This is a genomic window from Bacteroidota bacterium, from assembly GCA_017303905.1.
Lineage (GTDB): Bacteria > Bacteroidota > Bacteroidia > B-17B0 > Aurantibacillaceae > JAHEYG01.
Genome location: JAFLBH010000003.1, coordinates 139,958 through 156,617, shown reverse-complemented (window position 1 = coordinate 156,617; position 16,660 = coordinate 139,958). Strand labels below are relative to the sequence as shown.

At 36.9% G+C, this 16,660-nt stretch carries 15 protein-coding genes and 1 tRNA gene; 7 read left to right on the top strand and 9 right to left on the bottom strand.

Features of this window, described 5'->3' with window-relative positions; genetic code table 11:
• Positions 1-2 precede the first annotated feature (2 nt).
• On the top strand, positions 3-2,735 hold the full coding sequence (gene fdhF, locus J0L69_11430) for a formate dehydrogenase subunit alpha (GenBank protein ID MBN8693801.1): 2,733 nt from the start codon (positions 3-5) through the stop codon (positions 2,733-2,735).
• Between the two features lie 62 nt (positions 2,736-2,797).
• Here the strand turns inward: fdhF and J0L69_11425 are convergent.
• Together J0L69_11425 and J0L69_11420 are read right to left on the bottom strand one after the other, a co-directional pair.
• Positions 2,798-2,871 (bottom strand) — tRNA-Arg (locus J0L69_11425).
• Positions 2,872-2,971: 100 nt separating this feature from the next.
• Positions 2,972-3,781, bottom strand: coding sequence for a glycerophosphodiester phosphodiesterase (locus J0L69_11420; GenBank protein MBN8693800.1), 810 nt, complete (start codon positions 3,779-3,781; stop codon positions 2,972-2,974).
• Positions 3,782-3,862: 81 nt separating this feature from the next.
• Between J0L69_11420 and J0L69_11415 the strand changes: the two genes are divergently transcribed.
• The 3 genes from J0L69_11415 to J0L69_11405 are packed head-to-tail and all read left to right on the top strand — an operon-like array spanning position 3,863 to position 6,037.
• Complete coding sequence (locus tag J0L69_11415; GenBank protein ID MBN8693799.1) at positions 3,863-4,672, top strand: 2,3,4,5-tetrahydropyridine-2,6-dicarboxylate N-succinyltransferase; 810 nt, start codon at positions 3,863-3,865, stop codon at positions 4,670-4,672.
• 29 nt (positions 4,673-4,701) lie between these two features.
• Positions 4,702-5,052 carry a DUF3307 domain-containing protein gene (locus J0L69_11410; protein ID MBN8693798.1) on the top strand — a complete coding sequence of 117 codons (351 nt, stop codon included), beginning with the start codon at positions 4,702-4,704 and terminating at the stop codon, positions 5,050-5,052.
• A 4-nt stretch (positions 5,053-5,056) separates the two neighbouring features.
• On the top strand, positions 5,057-6,037 hold the full coding sequence (locus J0L69_11405) for a glycosyltransferase family 9 protein (GenBank protein MBN8693797.1): 981 nt from the start codon (positions 5,057-5,059) through the stop codon (positions 6,035-6,037).
• On the opposite strand, the gene J0L69_11400 is transcribed toward J0L69_11405, so the two are convergent.
• The 4 genes from J0L69_11400 to J0L69_11385 form a co-directional block, all read right to left on the bottom strand.
• Complete coding sequence (locus J0L69_11400; GenBank protein MBN8693796.1) at positions 6,038-6,400, bottom strand: hypothetical protein; 363 nt, start codon at positions 6,398-6,400, stop codon at positions 6,038-6,040.
• On the bottom strand, positions 6,400-7,962 hold the full coding sequence (gene rny / locus J0L69_11395) for a ribonuclease Y (GenBank protein MBN8693795.1): 1,563 nt from the start codon (positions 7,960-7,962) through the stop codon (positions 6,400-6,402). Before rny ends, J0L69_11400 begins: the two co-directional genes overlap by 1 nt.
• 136 nt (positions 7,963-8,098) lie before the next feature.
• Positions 8,099-8,407: a cell division protein ZapA gene (locus J0L69_11390; GenBank protein MBN8693794.1), complete on the bottom strand. Its 309-nt coding sequence runs from the start codon at positions 8,405-8,407 to the stop codon at positions 8,099-8,101.
• A 24-nt stretch (positions 8,408-8,431) separates the two neighbouring features.
• On the bottom strand, positions 8,432-10,771 hold the full coding sequence (locus tag J0L69_11385) for a hypothetical protein (protein ID MBN8693793.1): 2,340 nt from the start codon (positions 10,769-10,771) through the stop codon (positions 8,432-8,434).
• Positions 10,772-11,003: 232 nt separating this feature from the next.
• On the opposite strand from J0L69_11385, the gene J0L69_11380 reads away from it, so the two are divergent.
• Together J0L69_11380 and J0L69_11375 are read left to right on the top strand one after the other, a co-directional pair.
• Positions 11,004-12,212, top strand: coding sequence for a DegT/DnrJ/EryC1/StrS family aminotransferase (locus J0L69_11380; GenBank protein ID MBN8693792.1), 1,209 nt, complete (start codon positions 11,004-11,006; stop codon positions 12,210-12,212).
• On the top strand, positions 12,206-12,802 hold the full coding sequence (locus J0L69_11375; GenBank protein MBN8693791.1) for a sugar transferase: 597 nt from the start codon (positions 12,206-12,208) through the stop codon (positions 12,800-12,802). Before J0L69_11380 ends, J0L69_11375 begins: the two co-directional genes overlap by 7 nt.
• On the opposite strand, the gene J0L69_11370 is transcribed toward J0L69_11375, so the two are convergent.
• The 3 genes from J0L69_11370 to J0L69_11360 all read right to left on the bottom strand — a co-directional run bounded on the left by J0L69_11370 (position 12,799) and on the right by J0L69_11360 (position 14,986).
• Complete coding sequence (locus tag J0L69_11370; protein MBN8693790.1) at positions 12,799-13,668, bottom strand: transglutaminase family protein; 870 nt, start codon at positions 13,666-13,668, stop codon at positions 12,799-12,801. The two genes, J0L69_11375 and J0L69_11370, sit on opposite strands and share 4 nt — an antisense overlap.
• 90 nt (positions 13,669-13,758) lie before the next feature.
• On the bottom strand, positions 13,759-14,628 hold the full coding sequence (locus J0L69_11365) for a nucleoside phosphorylase (protein MBN8693789.1): 870 nt from the start codon (positions 14,626-14,628) through the stop codon (positions 13,759-13,761).
• A 4-nt stretch (positions 14,629-14,632) separates the two neighbouring features.
• Positions 14,633-14,986: a diacylglycerol kinase family protein gene (locus tag J0L69_11360; protein MBN8693788.1), complete on the bottom strand. Its 354-nt coding sequence runs from the start codon at positions 14,984-14,986 to the stop codon at positions 14,633-14,635.
• A 105-nt stretch (positions 14,987-15,091) separates the two neighbouring features.
• On the opposite strand from J0L69_11360, the gene J0L69_11355 reads away from it, so the two are divergent.
• Complete coding sequence (locus J0L69_11355; protein ID MBN8693787.1) at positions 15,092-16,657, top strand: PD40 domain-containing protein; 1,566 nt, start codon at positions 15,092-15,094, stop codon at positions 16,655-16,657.
• The last annotated feature ends 3 nt before the right edge of the window (positions 16,658-16,660 follow it).

The window sequence follows — 16,660 nt, the reverse complement described above, 5'->3', positions numbered from 1 at the left end:
CTATGAGCAAAAACATTGCCTACATCGATAATAAGCCTTACGAGATTAACGAAGGCGAAACGATTCTTGCGTTTTTAAAAAGAAATTTCGGAAAGGACTATGTTCCCACACTCTGCGATGCGCCTAATCTTGATCCCTTTGGTTCATGCCGTGTTTGCAGTGTTGATGTGGCATTGAAGGAAAATGGTCCTGTGAAGTCACAAGCGTCTTGTCATACACCGGTGATGGCAGGATCATACATTTTCCCGCATTCAGAACGCATTCAGAAATTGCGGAGAAATATTGTGGAATTAGTTTTAACGGATCATCCGCTTGACTGTTTAACGTGTGAAGTAAATAATAATTGCGAACTGCAAACGGTAGCCGCAAAGGTAGGGGTGCGCGACGTTAGATATCCGGAAGGCAAAAATCATCTAGATAGAAAAAAAGATTTAAGTCATGCGTATATGACTTCCGATTTTTCTAAATGTATTAACTGTTTCCGTTGTGTGCGAGCCTGCGATGAAGTGCAAGGAGAATTTGTATTGAGCATGGCAGGTCGTGGTTTTGATGCGCATATCATTAAAGGATTAGATACAACTTTCGAAAAATCAGATTGTGTAAGTTGCGGTGCGTGTGCACAGGCTTGTCCTACCTCAGCCATCTCAGATATTTTTGAATCAAAGTCTGTAGCGAACCTGAATAAGACACGCACGGTATGTACATATTGTGGTGTAGGTTGTAATTTGGAAGTGGCCTCACAGGGAGGAAAAGTGAAATCCATTCAGGCACCGGTTGAAGCAGAAGCGAATCAAGGTCATACTTGTTTGAAAGGTCGTTTTGCTTTTTCGTTTTATAATCATCCGGAGCGATTACGTACACCGTTAATTAAACGTAATGGTAAATTTGAATCGGCAACTTGGGATGAGGCGTATGATTTTATTGCCAATAAGCTCACTGAAATAAAAAATAAGAATGGTGCAGATGCCATTGCGGGAATTTCATCCGCACGTTGTACTAACGAAGAAAATTATTTAATGCAGAAATTTATTCGCGCCGTAATTGGCACGAATAACATCGATAGTTGTGCACGTGTATGTCACTCGCCAACCGCATTAGGTATGCAAAGAACATTTGGAACAGGCGCTGCTACCAATTCTATTAAAGATTTGAAATACACGGATTGCATCATGGTTATTGGTGCTAATCCAACCGATGCGCATCCTGTAACAGGCGCGAAAATTAAGCAACAAGCCATGAAGGGTAAAACACTAATTGTGATTGACCCTCGTCGTACTGAGTTAGCAAAATATGCTCAATACCATTTACAATTACGCCCGGGTACGAATGTTGCACTTCTTAATATGATGTTGTATTACATCATAACAGAAGGATTAGAAGATAAAGATTTTATAAGTGGACGCACGGAAGGTTATGACGACTTTAAACAGCAAGTATTAAAACAAGATATTAATGAACTTGAAAAAGTAACCGGCGTTAAAAAAGAATTAGTGCGTGAGGCAGCGATAACTTATGCGAAGGCAGAGCGTGCCATGTCGTTTCATGGATTAGGTGTTACAGAACATTCTCAGGGAACTTATACTGTGATGTTAATTGCCGACTTAGCCATGATAACAGGAAACATTGGTAAACGTGGTGTTGGTGTTAATCCATTGCGCGGACAAAACAATGTACAAGGTGCAGCGGACATGGGATGTCAGCCTCATCAAGGAGCAGGTTATTTGGATGTCACCGATCCGAATAATCATAAGTTGTATGAAGATTTTTATGGAGCGAAATTACCGGATTATATCGGCTATAAAATTCCGCAAATGTATGATGCGGCATTAGAAGGAAAACTGAAAGCTTTATGGGCCATAGGTGAAGACATGGCGCAAACCGATCCTAACACACATCATGTGGTAAATGCATTGAGTAAACTCGATTTATTTGTGGTGCAGGAATTATTCATGACTGAGACAGCCAAGCTTGCACATGTAGTATTACCGGGTGCATCATTCTTGGAAAAGAGCGGAACGTTTACCAATGGTGAGCGAAGAATACAACGCGTGCAAAAAGTAGTAGAGCCGGTTGAAGGCACAAAGCCCGACGGACAAATTATTGTAGACATCATGAACCGCATGGGTTACAAGCAGGAAGATTACAATCCGGCCACTTTATTGGAAAATGAAATTTCAAAGATTGTTCCATTCTTTGCCGGTGTTAAGTGGGAATTACTTGGTGATAATGGCTTACAATGGCCGGTAGCAAAAGATGGAACTGATTCTGATTTATTGCACATTAACGAATTTAAGCGCGGAAAAGGAAGATTCATTCATAACAGTTGGTCAGAAACCAAAGAGTTGGTGGAGAACGGTAATGAATTTCCATATATCATTACAACCAATCGCGAGTTAGAGCATTATAATTGTGGTGCTATGACGCGTCGTACCAATAATGCAAAAATATTAAAGGAAGATTATTTAATGATCAATCCTTCAGACGCTAAAAAACATTTAATTAATAATGGGGATATGGTGTGTGTGATCAGTGCTCGTGGTAAGGTGGATGTGAAAGCACGCTTGACCGATGAGGTAAAGCCGGGCATTTTAAGTTCTACTTTTCACTTCCCTGAAATCATGATGAATAATATTACTTCAAGCGTACATGATTCTGAGGCTATGTGTCCGGAGTACAAAGTTGTGGCCGTAAACATTCGAAAAAGTAAAGGAAAGTTTAAAAATCAGAAGAATTAACAGGGTTAAATGCCTCACTAAATGAAAACAAAAACGGCTGCCTAAAAGACAGCCGTTTTTTGTGGTACCGTAGGGAGTCGAACCCCAAACCTTCTCATCCGTAGTGAGATGCTCTATCCAGTTGAGCTACGGAACCAATTTTTAAGATTCGTTGAGTGGCGAGGTATTACTCGCCATCGCAAGTTAACCTCGCGACTACAGAACCAAAAATATCGGCTGCAAATATACACTATTTTCTAGTTGATAGCAAGAATTTCCTTAACCATGGCCGGATTATTTGTGATAATGCCATCAATCTTCCTCTTTTTCAGCTTTCTGGCCCATTTGGCATTATTTACCGTCCAGGCGTACACGGTTTTCCCTTCCTTATGAAGTTTACGAATCAGTCGCTTGGAGGTGAATCTGTAATAGGAATTAACGCCCTGCCAATTTTTAAAATTGTCTTTATCCCACCTTCCTGAAAAGGTAAAGCTTCCCAAAGGCAATCTGAAAACGATTAATTTTTGCAGCTTAGCTCCGGTTTTTTGTTCCTGTAACTGTAATAAAGATTTTTTATCAAAGGAATGAATTACATCCACCCAACTCTCAGCTTTGTTTTGCTGAATAATTTCAAGAATGTTTTTTTCGATTCCCGGATAATACGCGTTGCCCTTTTTTAATTCTATTAATAATTTACATCGTCCATTGATGAGCTTAATGGCTGAATCGAGTGTAGGAGGAGAAAACGTTTGCCCTTTTATTTTTAACTCTAAAAATTCACTAAGCTTTAGTTCCTTTATCAAAACCTTTTTATTCTTATTGATTTTATTCGGCAATTCGCAGGTTCTGTTAACACTTAAATCGTGCATGATAACCACTTTCCCGTCTGAAGTTTGATGCACATCCGTTTCAATATAATCTGCCCCGGCTTTAATGGCTTCTTCAAATGCCGGAAGTGTATTCTCAGGTGCAATTTCACTGGCTCCTCTGTGTGCTATGACTAAAATCTGCGAATGAAATGGATTAAACACAAGAACAGATATAAATATGTAGAAGGCTTTTTTCAATTAAGTACAATATTATAAATTACCTTTTGTTTCATCGGCATAAAAGCTAAATATTTAGTAACTTGCATCGAAATTTATACTATGCAATCAGTTATTGAAGCGGCCTGGACTAACCGCGAATTATTAAAAGAAGCCTCCACTCAAAAAGTAATTAACGAGGTAATTGAATTATTGGATAAAGGTACTTTGCGTGTGGCTGAGCCATTGAGCGATGGTAGTTGGAAGGTTAATGATTGGGTGAAGAAAGCAGTTATTATGTACTTCCCAATTAGAAAAATGGAAACTATTGAGGTCGGTCCGTTTGAGTTTCATGATAAAATGGCGCTTAAAAAGGATTATGCGAAGTTAGGTGTGCGTGTAGTGCCTCATGCTATAGCACGATATGGTTCTTATTTAGCACCTGGCGTAATTATGATGCCAAGTTATGTAAACATCGGCGGTTATGTAGATAGCGGAACGATGGTGGATACCTGGGCAACAGTGGGAAGTTGTGCACAGATAGGAAAAAATGTTCATTTGAGTGGTGGGGTAGGAATTGGCGGAGTGTTAGAGCCGGTGCAAGCTGCTCCGGTAATAATTGAAGATGATTGTTTCGTTGGTTCGCGTTGTATTGTGGTAGAAGGCGTAAGAGTAGGGAAGCAGGCGGTTTTGGGAGCGAATGTGGTATTAACGATGTCGACAAAAATTATTGATGTGACAGGTAAGGAGCCAATTGAAACGAAAGGCTTTGTTCCGGAGCGATCAGTTGTAATTCCGGGTTCTTATACAAAGCAATTTGCCGCAGGTGAATATCAGGTGCCATGCGCTTTAATTATTGGTAAAAGAAAAGAAAGTACAGATTTAAAAACCTCCTTAAATGATGCTCTTCGTGAGCATAATGTAGCTGTGTAATGGTATATGTTTTGCTTGGTATATTCATAGTGCATTTCTTGGCCGACTTTGTGTTTCAAACATCACAAATGGCAACCGGGAAAAGTAAAAGTTTAAAATGGCTGAGTATACACGTTGGTGTTTATGCTTTGGTTTCATTGATAAGCTTTTTTATCCTGGCAAAATTTCTTGATAATTATTACATGGCCTTTGCATGGTGGATTGGTAACGTGGCTTTACATTTTGTAACAGATTTCATTACGTCAAAAATCACTTCTAAATTCTGGGAGTCGAAAAATTACCGTTTGTTTTTTGTGATGATAGGATTAGATCAATTAATACATAATTTATGTTTGGTAGGAACGTTATATGCAGTAAAAACGTTTATCCACATGATTTAGTAATTTGAAAAACGATTTTAAAAATATCTTAGTTATACAAACGGCATTTATCGGCGATGCTATTTTAGCCAGTTCGGTACTTGAAAAATTACATGCTTCTTTTCCAAACGCGTCACTCTCTATTTTGGTGCGAAAAGGAAATGAATCTCTCTATACTCAGCATCCTTATTTAAAGGAAGTACTGATTTGGAATAAGCAAGAAGGTAAATACGCATCCCTTTTCAAACTCAGAAAGCAAATAAAAAATAATCATTACGATGCGGTGATTAATTTGCATCGTTATGCGAGCTCCGGATTTCTTACCACATTTTCAGGCGCGAAAATGAAAGCCGGATTTGATAAAAACCCTTTTTCATTTTTATTTACAAAAAAAGTAAAGCATGTTATTGGTGACGGACGACATGAAACTGAACGTTATAATTCTTTAATCGAAGAAATTACTGATAAGCGTGTGGCGCGACCAAAATTATATCCATCAAAGGAAGATTTTGACAAAGTAGCTGCATATAAAATCGGTAAATATGTTTGCATGTCACCTTCGTCGGTTTGGTTTACCAAGCAATTACCCGAGGGAAAATGGATTGAATTAATTAATCTTCTGTCATCAGATGTTACTGTTTATTTGTTAGGAGCCAAAGGGGATATTGAATTGTGCAATCGAATTAAATCGCAAGATAGCAGGGCCAACACAAAAGTATTAGCAGGCGAATTAAATTTATTGCAATCTGCAGCGTTGATGAAGGACGCGCAAATGAATTATGTAAACGACAGCGCCCCTTTACATTTATGTTCTGCCATGAACGCGCCTGTTACCTCATTTTTTTGCTCTACTGTTCCAGCATTTGGATTTACGCCTTTGTCTGATCAGACAAAAATTGTTGAGGTGAAAAATCTGAATTGCCGTCCTTGCGGTTTACACGGATATAAATCATGCCCTAAAGGACATTTCAAGTGTGGTAATGAAATGGATGTAAAAGGTCTGTGATTATTCTACCACAGTTACAATAAACTTTTCCTGCTGAATGGTGTCTTGTTGTTGACGCTTGAAAAAATAAAGCGTATCTGTTCCTTTATTCTTTGCCAAGAAATTAAAATAAATGCCTTTTTCATTTCCGTGCCAAACCGAATTGAGAGCTTCAACGGCTACAAATTGTTTTTGTGTAGCGTGCCAAAACGAAGTCTCATTGTGGTTTTCAGGAAGGATAACGCAGAATTTTTCTCCTTGTTTTATTTCATTTTTTTGAGGGAAGGGATTTTTTATTTCCTGAAAAGAACAAGCCTGTAAAATAAAAAGGAGAAAAAGCACAACGGCCTTTTCTCCTCTTAATTGTTTAAATTTATTCAGCATTATTTCGCGTAAGAAGTTGCTCTTGTTTCACGGATCACAGTTACTTTTACCTGACCCGGATATGTCATCTCCGTTTGAATTTTCTGAGAAATATTAAATGCCAACTCTTCTGCTTTAGCATCGGTTACTTTTTCACTTGTAACAATAACACGTAATTCGCGGCCGGCCTGAATAGCATATGTTTTTTCTACACCATCGTAGGATAAAGCAAGTGCTTCCAGATCCTTTAAACGCTTCATGTATTGTTCCGCAATTTCGCGACGGGCACCTGGACGGGCACCGCTAATAGCATCACACACCTGAATGATTGGTGAGTATAATGAAGTCATTTCAATTTCGTCGTGGTGAGCACCAATGGCATTGCAAACTTCCGCTTTCTCTTTGTATTTCTCAGCGAGTTTCATACCAAGGATTGCGTGTGGTAATTCAGGCTCATCATCAGGTACTTTTCCAATATCATGTAATAAGCCAGCACGTTTCGCCACCTTAGGATTGAGTCCCATTTCGCTAGCCATGATAGCACAAAGATTAGCTACCTCGCGTGAGTGTTGCAATAAATTTTGTCCGTAAGAAGAACGGTATTTCATACGTCCCACCATACGGATTAGTTCAGGATGTAAACCATGAATACCTAAGTCGATGCAAGTACGTTTACCGGTTTCAATGATTTCTTCTTCAATCATTTTTTTCGTTTTCTCAACTACTTCTTCAATACGCGCAGGGTGAATACGTCCGTCGCTTACTAATTGATGTAAAGCTAAACGGGCAATTTCACGACGGATAGAATCGAAGCAAGAAAGAGTAATAGCATCCGGAGTATCGTCTACAATAATCTCTACACCGGTTGCCGCTTCAAGGGCACGGATGTTACGACCTTCACGTCCGATGATTCTACCCTTCATTTCATCACCTTCAATATGGAAAACAGTAACTGAATTCTCGATAGCAGTTTCAGTGGCAACACGCTGAATGGATTGAATAACGATACGCTTCGCTTCTTTGTTAGCGGTCATTTTCGCTTCATCCATAATATCTTTAATGTAAGCCATAGCCTGTGTTTTTGCTTCGGCTTTTACACTTTCCACTAATTGAGCTTTTGCATCATCGGCTTTTAATCCGGAAACTTTCTCAAGCATTTCAACTTGTCGGCGGTGTAATTTTTCCACCTCTTCGTTACGTTGCTTATAAAGTTCGATTTGCTGACTAGCCTGATTCTTTAAATTTTCGAGCTCCTTATCTTTGCGGTTATTCTCTTCAATCTTTTTCGAAAGCTCGTTTTCCTTTTGCTTTAACTTGTTTTCTGTTTGTGAAATCTGGTGATTTTTTTCTTGCACCGACTTATCATGTTCAGATTTAAGTTGAAGGAATTTTTCTTTGGCTTGTAAAATTTTCTCCTGTTTAAGAGCTTCCGTTTTTACTTCAGCTTCCTTAATAATGTTTTCCTTTTCTTTTTGCGCGGTTCGGTTAAGGCGCGAGTTGGCAATTATAAAGCCAACAATCAGCCCGAGGATAAGGCCCCCGGCAATAATGCTGATTTCTATAATGTTTAAGTCTAAATTCATTTTTTCTAAATTTTTAGTTTTAGTACAACCTTTCGGCAATCAACCTCACAATCCCACAAAATAAAAACGCACAAACTTTATTTCGATGAAACGATAATAAAATTTGTGCGTGATAAAATTGTGTAGCCCGTGGCTATTATTCGTCTATTTTTTTAATGCTATCGAGATGTTCTTGTAACATCATCTCCACATCAATTAATAGTATCTTAAAATGGCTTAATTCTTTTTCGGCTTCTTCAGCTTTCTGATAATATTGAGAAACAAGCTGCAACATTACCATCGCCAAAACATCCTTTTTATCCTTAACTGCATAAGTTTTTTCAAACTCATCAATTTTAGTATTTATTAAACTAACAACCCTTACTACGTTTTCCTCGTCTTCGGCTTTGATTTTCAGGGGATATAATCCCCCTGCAATTTCTACTTTTATACTAACCTCATTCATTGAAAACAGTTAGGGCGTTAAAAATTAAGCACTTAGTAAAGCAATACACTTATCAATTTCACGCACCAATTCGTTAATTTGTTTCTTCATGGAACTGCTGTCACTCAAGTTACCATTGGAAGACTTTGCTAATATAATATTCTTCCTGTGATTATTCAAATCGTTAACATCAATATTCTGACTATCAACATGTTGAGAAATACCACTAATCACATCATTCATTTTTAACAACTGTTCAGCCATTTGTTCCTTCTCATTCAACAAATTTAAACGCTCATCATTTAATGCATCAATTTGTTTGAATAAGCGATCGATATATTCATCCTGATCGTTTGAACTAGTAGTTGAAGAAGTCATTTCCGCCATTCTACTCTCGTAATCTGAAATTTTAGAATTTAGATTTTCAATTTCAGATTTAAAGTTACCTACTGTTGAGTTTAACTCTTCTAATTGAAAGATTAAGCTTTCATTTTCTGCACTGATAGTATTGTACTTGTTTTCCCAGTTTGAAATTTCTTCTGCAGATGATGAAGCACTTTCTAATTTAGCTACAAGTTCGATGTTTTCAGATTTTACTTGTGTTAACTCATTACTTAGTGCGGCATTGTTAGCCGATAAAGTAGTGATTTCATAGTTTTTAGAATTTAATACTTCTTTTAATTCTGAAACACGTGATTCAATTCCGGAATTAGATTCTTCTAATTCTGCTTTTAATAAGGCTAATTCAGATTCTTGAGCTTCCAACTTTTCCTGGGCTGAATCAATTTCTGAGATTAAGCTAGTATTTTCATTTAATAATTTCTGGAACTCAATATCCTTATTTTGTAATTGTTGTTGCGTAATGATTTCCAATTCGTTTTTGAAACTCTCAAACGACGCTTCTTTTTCACTCCACTCAGAAATGTTCTTACTTAATTCATTATTTAATCTTTCGATTTCAGACTTAGTATATCCTAATTCTGCCGATTTTGATGAAACACTTGAATTTAATTCGGCAATCGTATTGTTTTTAACTTCTAAATCTGACTCTAATGCACTAATAGTTTCTGTTAAACGGGATAATTCAGCCGTTAAATTTTGAACTTGCTCACTTTGCGATTGTAATTGTGAAGCTTTGTAAGTTTCAAATTCAGAAGTTAGGCTGTTATACTTTTCAGTTTGAGCAGTAATTTCAGAGTTTTTGATTTCAATTTCACGGGCTAAGTCTTCAATTTTTGTGTTTTGCCCATCAATATGGTGAATCATTTCACGGATTTTCTCCTTGAAATGCTCATTCTCAATCACAAACTTATTTAACTCTTCAGTTAATTTACTGTTTTGCTTATTCGAATGTATTAATGTATTAGAAAGCTTGCTTTCATATTCAGCTTTTACTGACTCTACATCCGAGCTTGCTAAAGACTTTAACTCATTAATCTGACTCTCAAAACCGGCTTTTAAAGATTCCATATTACTTTCGGCCAAAGCATTTAATTCTGCAATGCGCCCTTCGTAAGTTGAAATCAATTCTTGTTCCTTATTAGTAAACTCAGAAGTTAAACTTTCAATAGTACTGTTATATTCTGATGTTAAAGTGCTCTTTTGATTTTCGATAGCCGACTCTAATTCAGAAATTCTGGATTCATACGAAGAAGTGCTTTCGTTTAAAGAAGCTGTTAAGCTGTCTTCCAAACGTTTTAATTTGCCTTCGTACTCGTTTGTTAAGGTTTCAATTTGTGAAGAAGTTGAACTTGATGTTTCAGAAATGCGACTTTCGTAGTTAGACTTAATAGTCTCAATTTGCTGGAAGTATTCACTTCTTAAGTTACTGATTTCTGATTCGTGCTTTGAAGTTAATTCAATCTCTTTATCTAATAAAAGCTGGCTAAGCTCATTAATCTTTAATTCATATTCATCACGTATGCCAATTTCGCGGTAGTGGCCATTAGAACGTAATTCATCAATTTGTGTAGTTAATTCTTTTTTAACCGCATCTAATTCTTCATACGAAGCTGTTTTTACCGATTCTATACGCGCTTCATATTCCGCAGCAATTCCATCCATTTGAGATTTTAACGACTCAATTTCGCTTAAGTAATTATTTATCTCTTCTTGTTTGGCTTGTAATTGCTCTTTAATGCTTGCGCGTAGTTCTTTAAATGCAGCTAATTCAGCTTTATAATTCTGATTATCGCGATCAAGCACTTCCATCTTCGTATTTAATACATCAATGGTTACTTGTAAACGTTTACAGTCTTCGTCGCGTTCAATCAGTTGATTACGGTAATCACTTAAAGAACGTTTCAAATCATTATACTCTTTTCTAAGAGCTAAATCATTATCGAAAACTTGTTTTAAATCGGATTTTAAATTTTCTGCATTCATGCGATTATATTTTTTTGCGAAATTGTTAATTAACTTTTGCTAAAAATAGATAAGATATCAAGGCGAAACCTTTTGCGAATAATTATGTCTCAACACGTTAATGTTAATTAAGTGCATCTGTAATTAAATATCGATTGTTAATAAAGTTGATTGCTTCCGATTCAACTTTACACCCTTCGATGAGGGTTTAGCTGCTTTAATTTTCGTTAATTTGCATTACAAAACAATTGGTATGATTCCATTTTCGCCACCACGCATCGATGATGAAATTTGCAACGAGGTAGTCGCTGCTCTTAAGTCGGGTTGGATTACAACAGGTCCGCGCACCAAAGAATTTGAAAAGCAAATTACTTCCTACTGCGGTAACAAGAACACGCTTTGTTTAAACTCCGCAACAGCTGGTCTTGAAATCATATTAAGATGGTTTGGTGTTGGTCCGGGCGATGAGGTTATTCTTCCTGCTTATACTTATAGCGCTACTGCAAATGTAATTATGCATTGTGGTGCAACTCCGATATTTACAGATGTTAATGAAAGTGATTTTAATATCAATGTGGAGGCGATCGAAAAGGCTATTACGTCAAAAACAAAAGTAATTATGCCGGTTGATTTTGCAGGATGGCCTAGCGATTTTGATGCGATTAATAATCTATCTGAGAAGTATCGTTCAAAGTTTATTGCAGCAAACGATATCCAAAAACAACTCGGACGCATCTTAATATTATCGGATGCTGCTCATTCATTTGGCGCTTCCTATAAAGGAAAGAAAACCGGCTCTTTGTGTGATGTTTCTGTGTTTTCTTTTCATGCCGTAAAAAATCTAACAACTGCCGAAGGCGGTGCTGTTGCCTTAAACCTTCCGGCTCCTTTTAATAATGAAGAGGTATATAAATACTTATGCATTAAAACACTTCACGGACAAAACAAAGATGCTTTAGCCAAAACACAAAAAGGGAACTGGAAATATGATGTGATTGAAGCCGGCTATAAATGCAACATGACGGATATTGCTGCAGCTATCGGCTTAATTGAATTAAAGCGATATGATAATGATACTTTAGTGCGTCGCCGCGAAATTTTTGATCGCTATTCGGATGGTTTTAAAAACGATACACGGTTTATCTTACCTATTTATCAAACCAAAGAAAAAACCGGATGTTATCATTTATATCCTTTAAGGATTAAAAATATAACTGAAGAGCAGCGTGATTTAATCATAAAAGAAATTTTTGATCAGGATGTTTCGGTGAACGTGCATTTTATTCCCGTGCCAAGCATGAGTTATTATAAAGGCCTGGGATATTCCATTCAAAACTATCCGCAAACGTATAAAAATTACAGTTGCGAAATTTCTTTGCCTGTGTATTACGACTTGGATAACAACAAGGTAGACACGGTAATTAAAGCAGTACTACATGCGGTAAATAAGGTGTTGTGCTAAAAAGATTATTTGATATTATCTGTTCTTTAGTCGGGATTATATTCCTCTTCCCTGTATTTGTTATCATAGTTTTGGCTATCGTTATTAATTCCGGGTTCCCGATTTTTTATTTCCAAACCAGAGTCGGGAAGAATAACCGAGATTTTAAATTATTTAAGTTTAGAACCATGCGTACTGATGCCGATAAAAAGGGATTGTTAACTGTTGGAGGTCGCGACCCTAGAGTAACACCGGTTGGGTATTATTTGCGGAAATTTAAATTGGATGAATTGCCTCAGCTTTTTAATGTATTATTCGGAAGCATGAGTTTAGTAGGACCACGACCGGAAGTCCGTAAATATGTGGAGATGTATAACGAAGAACAAAAAAGGGTTTTAGAAGTAAAGCCAGGAATTACCGATTACGCCTCCTTGGAATACATCAACGAAAATGAATTATTGGCAAAGTCGGAGAACCCTGAACAAACCTATATTCAGGAAATCATGCCTGCTAAACTGAAACTAAACATGCGTTATATAGAGGAAACGGGATTGTTAACCGATTTAACCATCATTACACGTACTGTTCAGAAAATTGTGAGTGGCAATTAAATGTTTTTGAGAAGCGACTTAAGCTCGTTTACTTTCTCAACATAACCTAGTTTTTCATAAGAATAAACCAGATTGTGAAGCATGCGCTTCATGATATCGAGGTTACTGCACGGAAGATAATATTTGTTCTCCGGTTCAATATTAAGTTGTTTTAAGAAGGAATCTATATCGCCTTGATTAAAGATAAGGCCTTTACTAAATGGATTGATATAGAATAAAATGTTATCGGATAAAGTCTTATGATTGGTGTCGTACAGATTAGCGAAATCGTTTACATAAGCCAAAACAAAATGCTGAGGTAAATTAACCCCGTATACCGGAATATTCAGCTCTTTACACACCAAGGCATAAACAACACTTAACATAACCGGATTCCCTTTCTTAGTTTCAAGCACTACATTTAAAAAGGAATTTTGCGGAGCATGATAATTAGTGATATTGCCACTAAACTGATGTACTTCAAATAAGATGTGGTTAATGATTTTAACTTTTTCAAGTCCGGTTAAATCATCATGAATTTCCAACCACACATCTTGTTTGATTTGCTGAAGTTGCTTCTTTAATTTGTTTTCATCCAAATCAGGATATTGGTAACGTGCTAAAATGCACATTCCTTTAAACAGATCTTCTTGTTCGTGTTCGGCCCAATTACGAAGTGCTTTATTTAAAGCTTCAAAATTGATGTTGTGGATAATGCCTTCGATGCGTTTTTGCATCAGCATGTCGAAACTATTTTCCCAGGCAGTCTCTAAATGTGGGATGGCCGGAGGGCCAAGCATAATGAAACGTTCTTTTACCTGCGTATAGATGGTTTCATCCGGGTCGTCGAGCAAAGTAATTAAGGCAATTACTTCCTTTAAGTTCATTTGGTTTTTACCTGCTCTCATAGTTTAACAGAAACAAAAATAGCCCAAGTGCTTGGGCCATTTGAAGAGCAGTTTATTATTTTTTAACAATCAGGCTGTTAATCGCTCTAAACTATTTTTTATTAATAACTCTACGCTTTGCTTGTAATCTTTGGTAAACTCTTTCCTTACTCGGTTGGCAATAATGACGCAAGCTGTTAGGCAATTGTGACCCAACATCTTCCCTAAACCATAAATAGCTGAGGTTTCCATTTCGAAGTTGGTAATCTGCAAACCGTTATAATTAAAGGCAGTAAGCAAGTCATTCAGATTTTTGGAACTGGCTTTTAAACGAATCTCGCGACCTTGCGGACCATAAAATCCGGGCGCGGTGGCGGTTATACCAACATGGTTTCCGCTTTTAAAAAGTTCGAGTAATTTTTCGGAGCCCTTCACGCAATAAGGATAAGGTAAATTACTCTGCCAGTTCACATGTTTAATAAAAGCATCACTGATGTTGTTTTCGCAAACATTTTCCCAGCCTTCATAAAAATTCAGTAATCCATCTAATCCTAATCCATGCGAACTAACAACAATTCCATTCACCGGAATATTTCCCTGTAAAGCCCCACTGGTTCCAAAGCGAATGATATTTAAACTGCGAAGAGTAGGGTTTAGTTCACGTGTTTCCGGATTGATATTTACAGCAGCATCCAGTTCGTTCATGACAATATCAATATTGTCAGTTCCTATACCTGTTGAAAGTACGGTAACTCGTTTTCCGTTAAACCAACCGGTATGTGTAATAAATTCGCGGTGTTCGGTTTTAAAATCTATTTTGCTGAAGAAGCTGCTGATTTGAGCTACGCGTCCCTGATCACCTACAACAATAACCGTATCGGCAATGTCTTCATTTTTCAAATTGATGTGATATACACGTTTGTCTTCCGTTAAAATCAATTCGGTTTCCGCAAATCTCATAATGTTATGTATTAATTAAATCAATAATGTATTTATAGAAAATGATGGTTCCGCAAAACGCGGCAATAATAGCTCCGATTAAAGTAGCGCCGGCAGAGATGTCTTTTATTTGGCCTGCAATTTTGTTTTTCTCCGGACTTACATAATCCACCCATCTTTCTATAGCTGTGTTAATCATTTCGAGGGAAAGGACTAAGCCGATATTTAAAATAAGAATCAGCCATTCAAAAGAAGTTACCTTAAAATAAGTGCCTGCAATAATGACTAAAGTAGCGGCAATAAGATGAATTTTAAAATTCCTTTCCTCTAAGCATACACTTATTCCCCAAATTGCATATTTAAAAGATTTCAACAAGATATAATCGGCTCATAAAGATAATCTTATTATTTCAAAAATGAGGCTTTTTGTCTATGTAAAAGTGTATATTTACTAAGGTATTTTAAATAAATAAAAACCGGAAAAATGATGAGAAAATTTGGCTTTTTTGTTGGGATGTTATTTGCCGCAAATGTGTTTGCTCAGAGCGGCGAAGATAAGTCTCTTGCAGTGGAAGCAGAAGAAAAAATGAAGGCAGGTAATTACGAGGATGCCCTGGAAGACTATTTACAGTTACTTTCCGGCGACGCGAAGAACGAGATTTATAATTATAACGCGGGAGTATGTTATCTAAATACAAATATTAATAAAGCCAAGGCGGTGCCTTATTTGGAAATAGTGACACGTAAGGAAAAGCATAATCCCAATGCCGACTTTTTATTAGGACGCGCTTACCAATATGCAAATCGTTTTGAGGATGCCATTCAGAGTTTTAATAAATTCAAGGAATTATCAAAAGGTTCTTCTGATAATTTAAGTGCCGTTGAGCAGGAAATTCAATACTGTTTAAATGCAAAGGAGCTTATTAAGTTTCCAGTGGATGTGATGTTTCAATCTTTAGGTAAAAACATTAATTCGCCTTTTTCAGATTATTATCCATTTGTTACCGATGATGAAGCTTACATGGTTTTTAATTCGAAGCGACCCGTAAAAAAAGATGCTCAGAAATTAGAGAATGCTCAATATCAAAACTCCATTTTTTTATCGAAAGTAGTGAATGGTTCTTATGCAGAGGCTACTGTTATTGGTGAACCGATTTGTGAAGGTAATACCGGGGAAGAAGTAATTGGCATGAGCGGCAAGGGAGATATATTGCTCATTTATAAAGCGGATAAAAGCGGCAAGGGAAGAATTTATATCAGTAAAATGAATGCGCAGGGTTATTTCTCTAAACCGGATTTATTACCTGAGCCAATTAATGGACAAGGTGATGAAATTGCTGCCTGTATTTCGGCTGATGGTAACGAAATTTATTTTGCCAGCGACCGAAAGGGAGGATTTGGCGGAACCGATATTTACGTATGTCGTAAATTACCAAACGGTAAATGGAGTGATATTAAAAATTGTGGAGTAGGAGTAAACACTCCCATGAATGAAGATTTTCCTAATTTATCTCCTGACGGAAAAACACTTTATTTCAGTTCTAAAGGCCATGCAAGTATGGGTGGTTACGATATTTTTAAAGCCACTTTAGATGAGGAACAAAAGCGCTTTGTTAATCCAAGGAATTTGGGATATCCTATCAATACCTCTTATGATGATATGAATTTCCGTATTTCCAAATCAGGTAAGTATGGCTATTTAGCTTCTGTTCGCGGAGGTGGAACGGGAGATAACGATATTTACCGCGTTTCATTTAATGATGCAGATGTAGATTATACCGTTGTAATCGGACAACTCACATCGAAAGACAAATCAGAAATTAATTACCGTGATGTTTTTATGACCGTGAATGATATGGTAACGAATGAGGTCATCGGTAATTACATGCCAAATCCTGCGAATGGGAGATGTATCATCATTTTACCTCCCGGAAAATATAATTTAAATGTGGAAGCTCCCGGTTTCCAAAATTTAACTTTACCAATTCAGATTTACGATAAATCATCTTATCAATCACAAAAGAATTTAGTAATTGAACTTAAAAAGTAAGAC

Bases quoted from the DNA above. Each gene is read 5' to 3' on its own strand.
- J0L69_11400 (MBN8693796.1), bottom strand. From the start codon at position 6,400: ATGCTGAATAAATTTAAACAATTAAGAGGAGAAAAGGCCGTTGTGCTT.
- J0L69_11365 (MBN8693789.1), bottom strand. From the start codon at position 14,628: ATGAGATTTGCGGAAACCGAATTGATTTTAACGGAAGACAAACGTGTA.
- J0L69_11415 (MBN8693799.1), top strand. From the start codon at position 3,863: ATGCAATCAGTTATTGAAGCGGCCTGGACTAACCGCGAATTATTAAAA.
- fdhF (MBN8693801.1), top strand. From the start codon at position 3: ATGAGCAAAAACATTGCCTACATCGATAATAAGCCTTACGAGATTAAC.
- J0L69_11385 (MBN8693793.1), bottom strand. From the start codon at position 10,771: ATGAATGCAGAAAATTTAAAATCCGATTTAAAACAAGTTTTCGATAAT.
- J0L69_11390 (MBN8693794.1), bottom strand. From the start codon at position 8,407: ATGAATGAGGTTAGTATAAAAGTAGAAATTGCAGGGGGATTATATCCC.
- rny (MBN8693795.1), bottom strand. From the start codon at position 7,962: ATGAATTTAGACTTAAACATTATAGAAATCAGCATTATTGCCGGGGGC.
- J0L69_11380 (MBN8693792.1), top strand. From the start codon at position 11,004: ATGATTCCATTTTCGCCACCACGCATCGATGATGAAATTTGCAACGAG.
- J0L69_11355 (MBN8693787.1), top strand. From the start codon at position 15,092: ATGATGAGAAAATTTGGCTTTTTTGTTGGGATGTTATTTGCCGCAAAT.
- J0L69_11370 (MBN8693790.1), bottom strand. From the start codon at position 13,668: ATGAACTTAAAGGAAGTAATTGCCTTAATTACTTTGCTCGACGACCCG.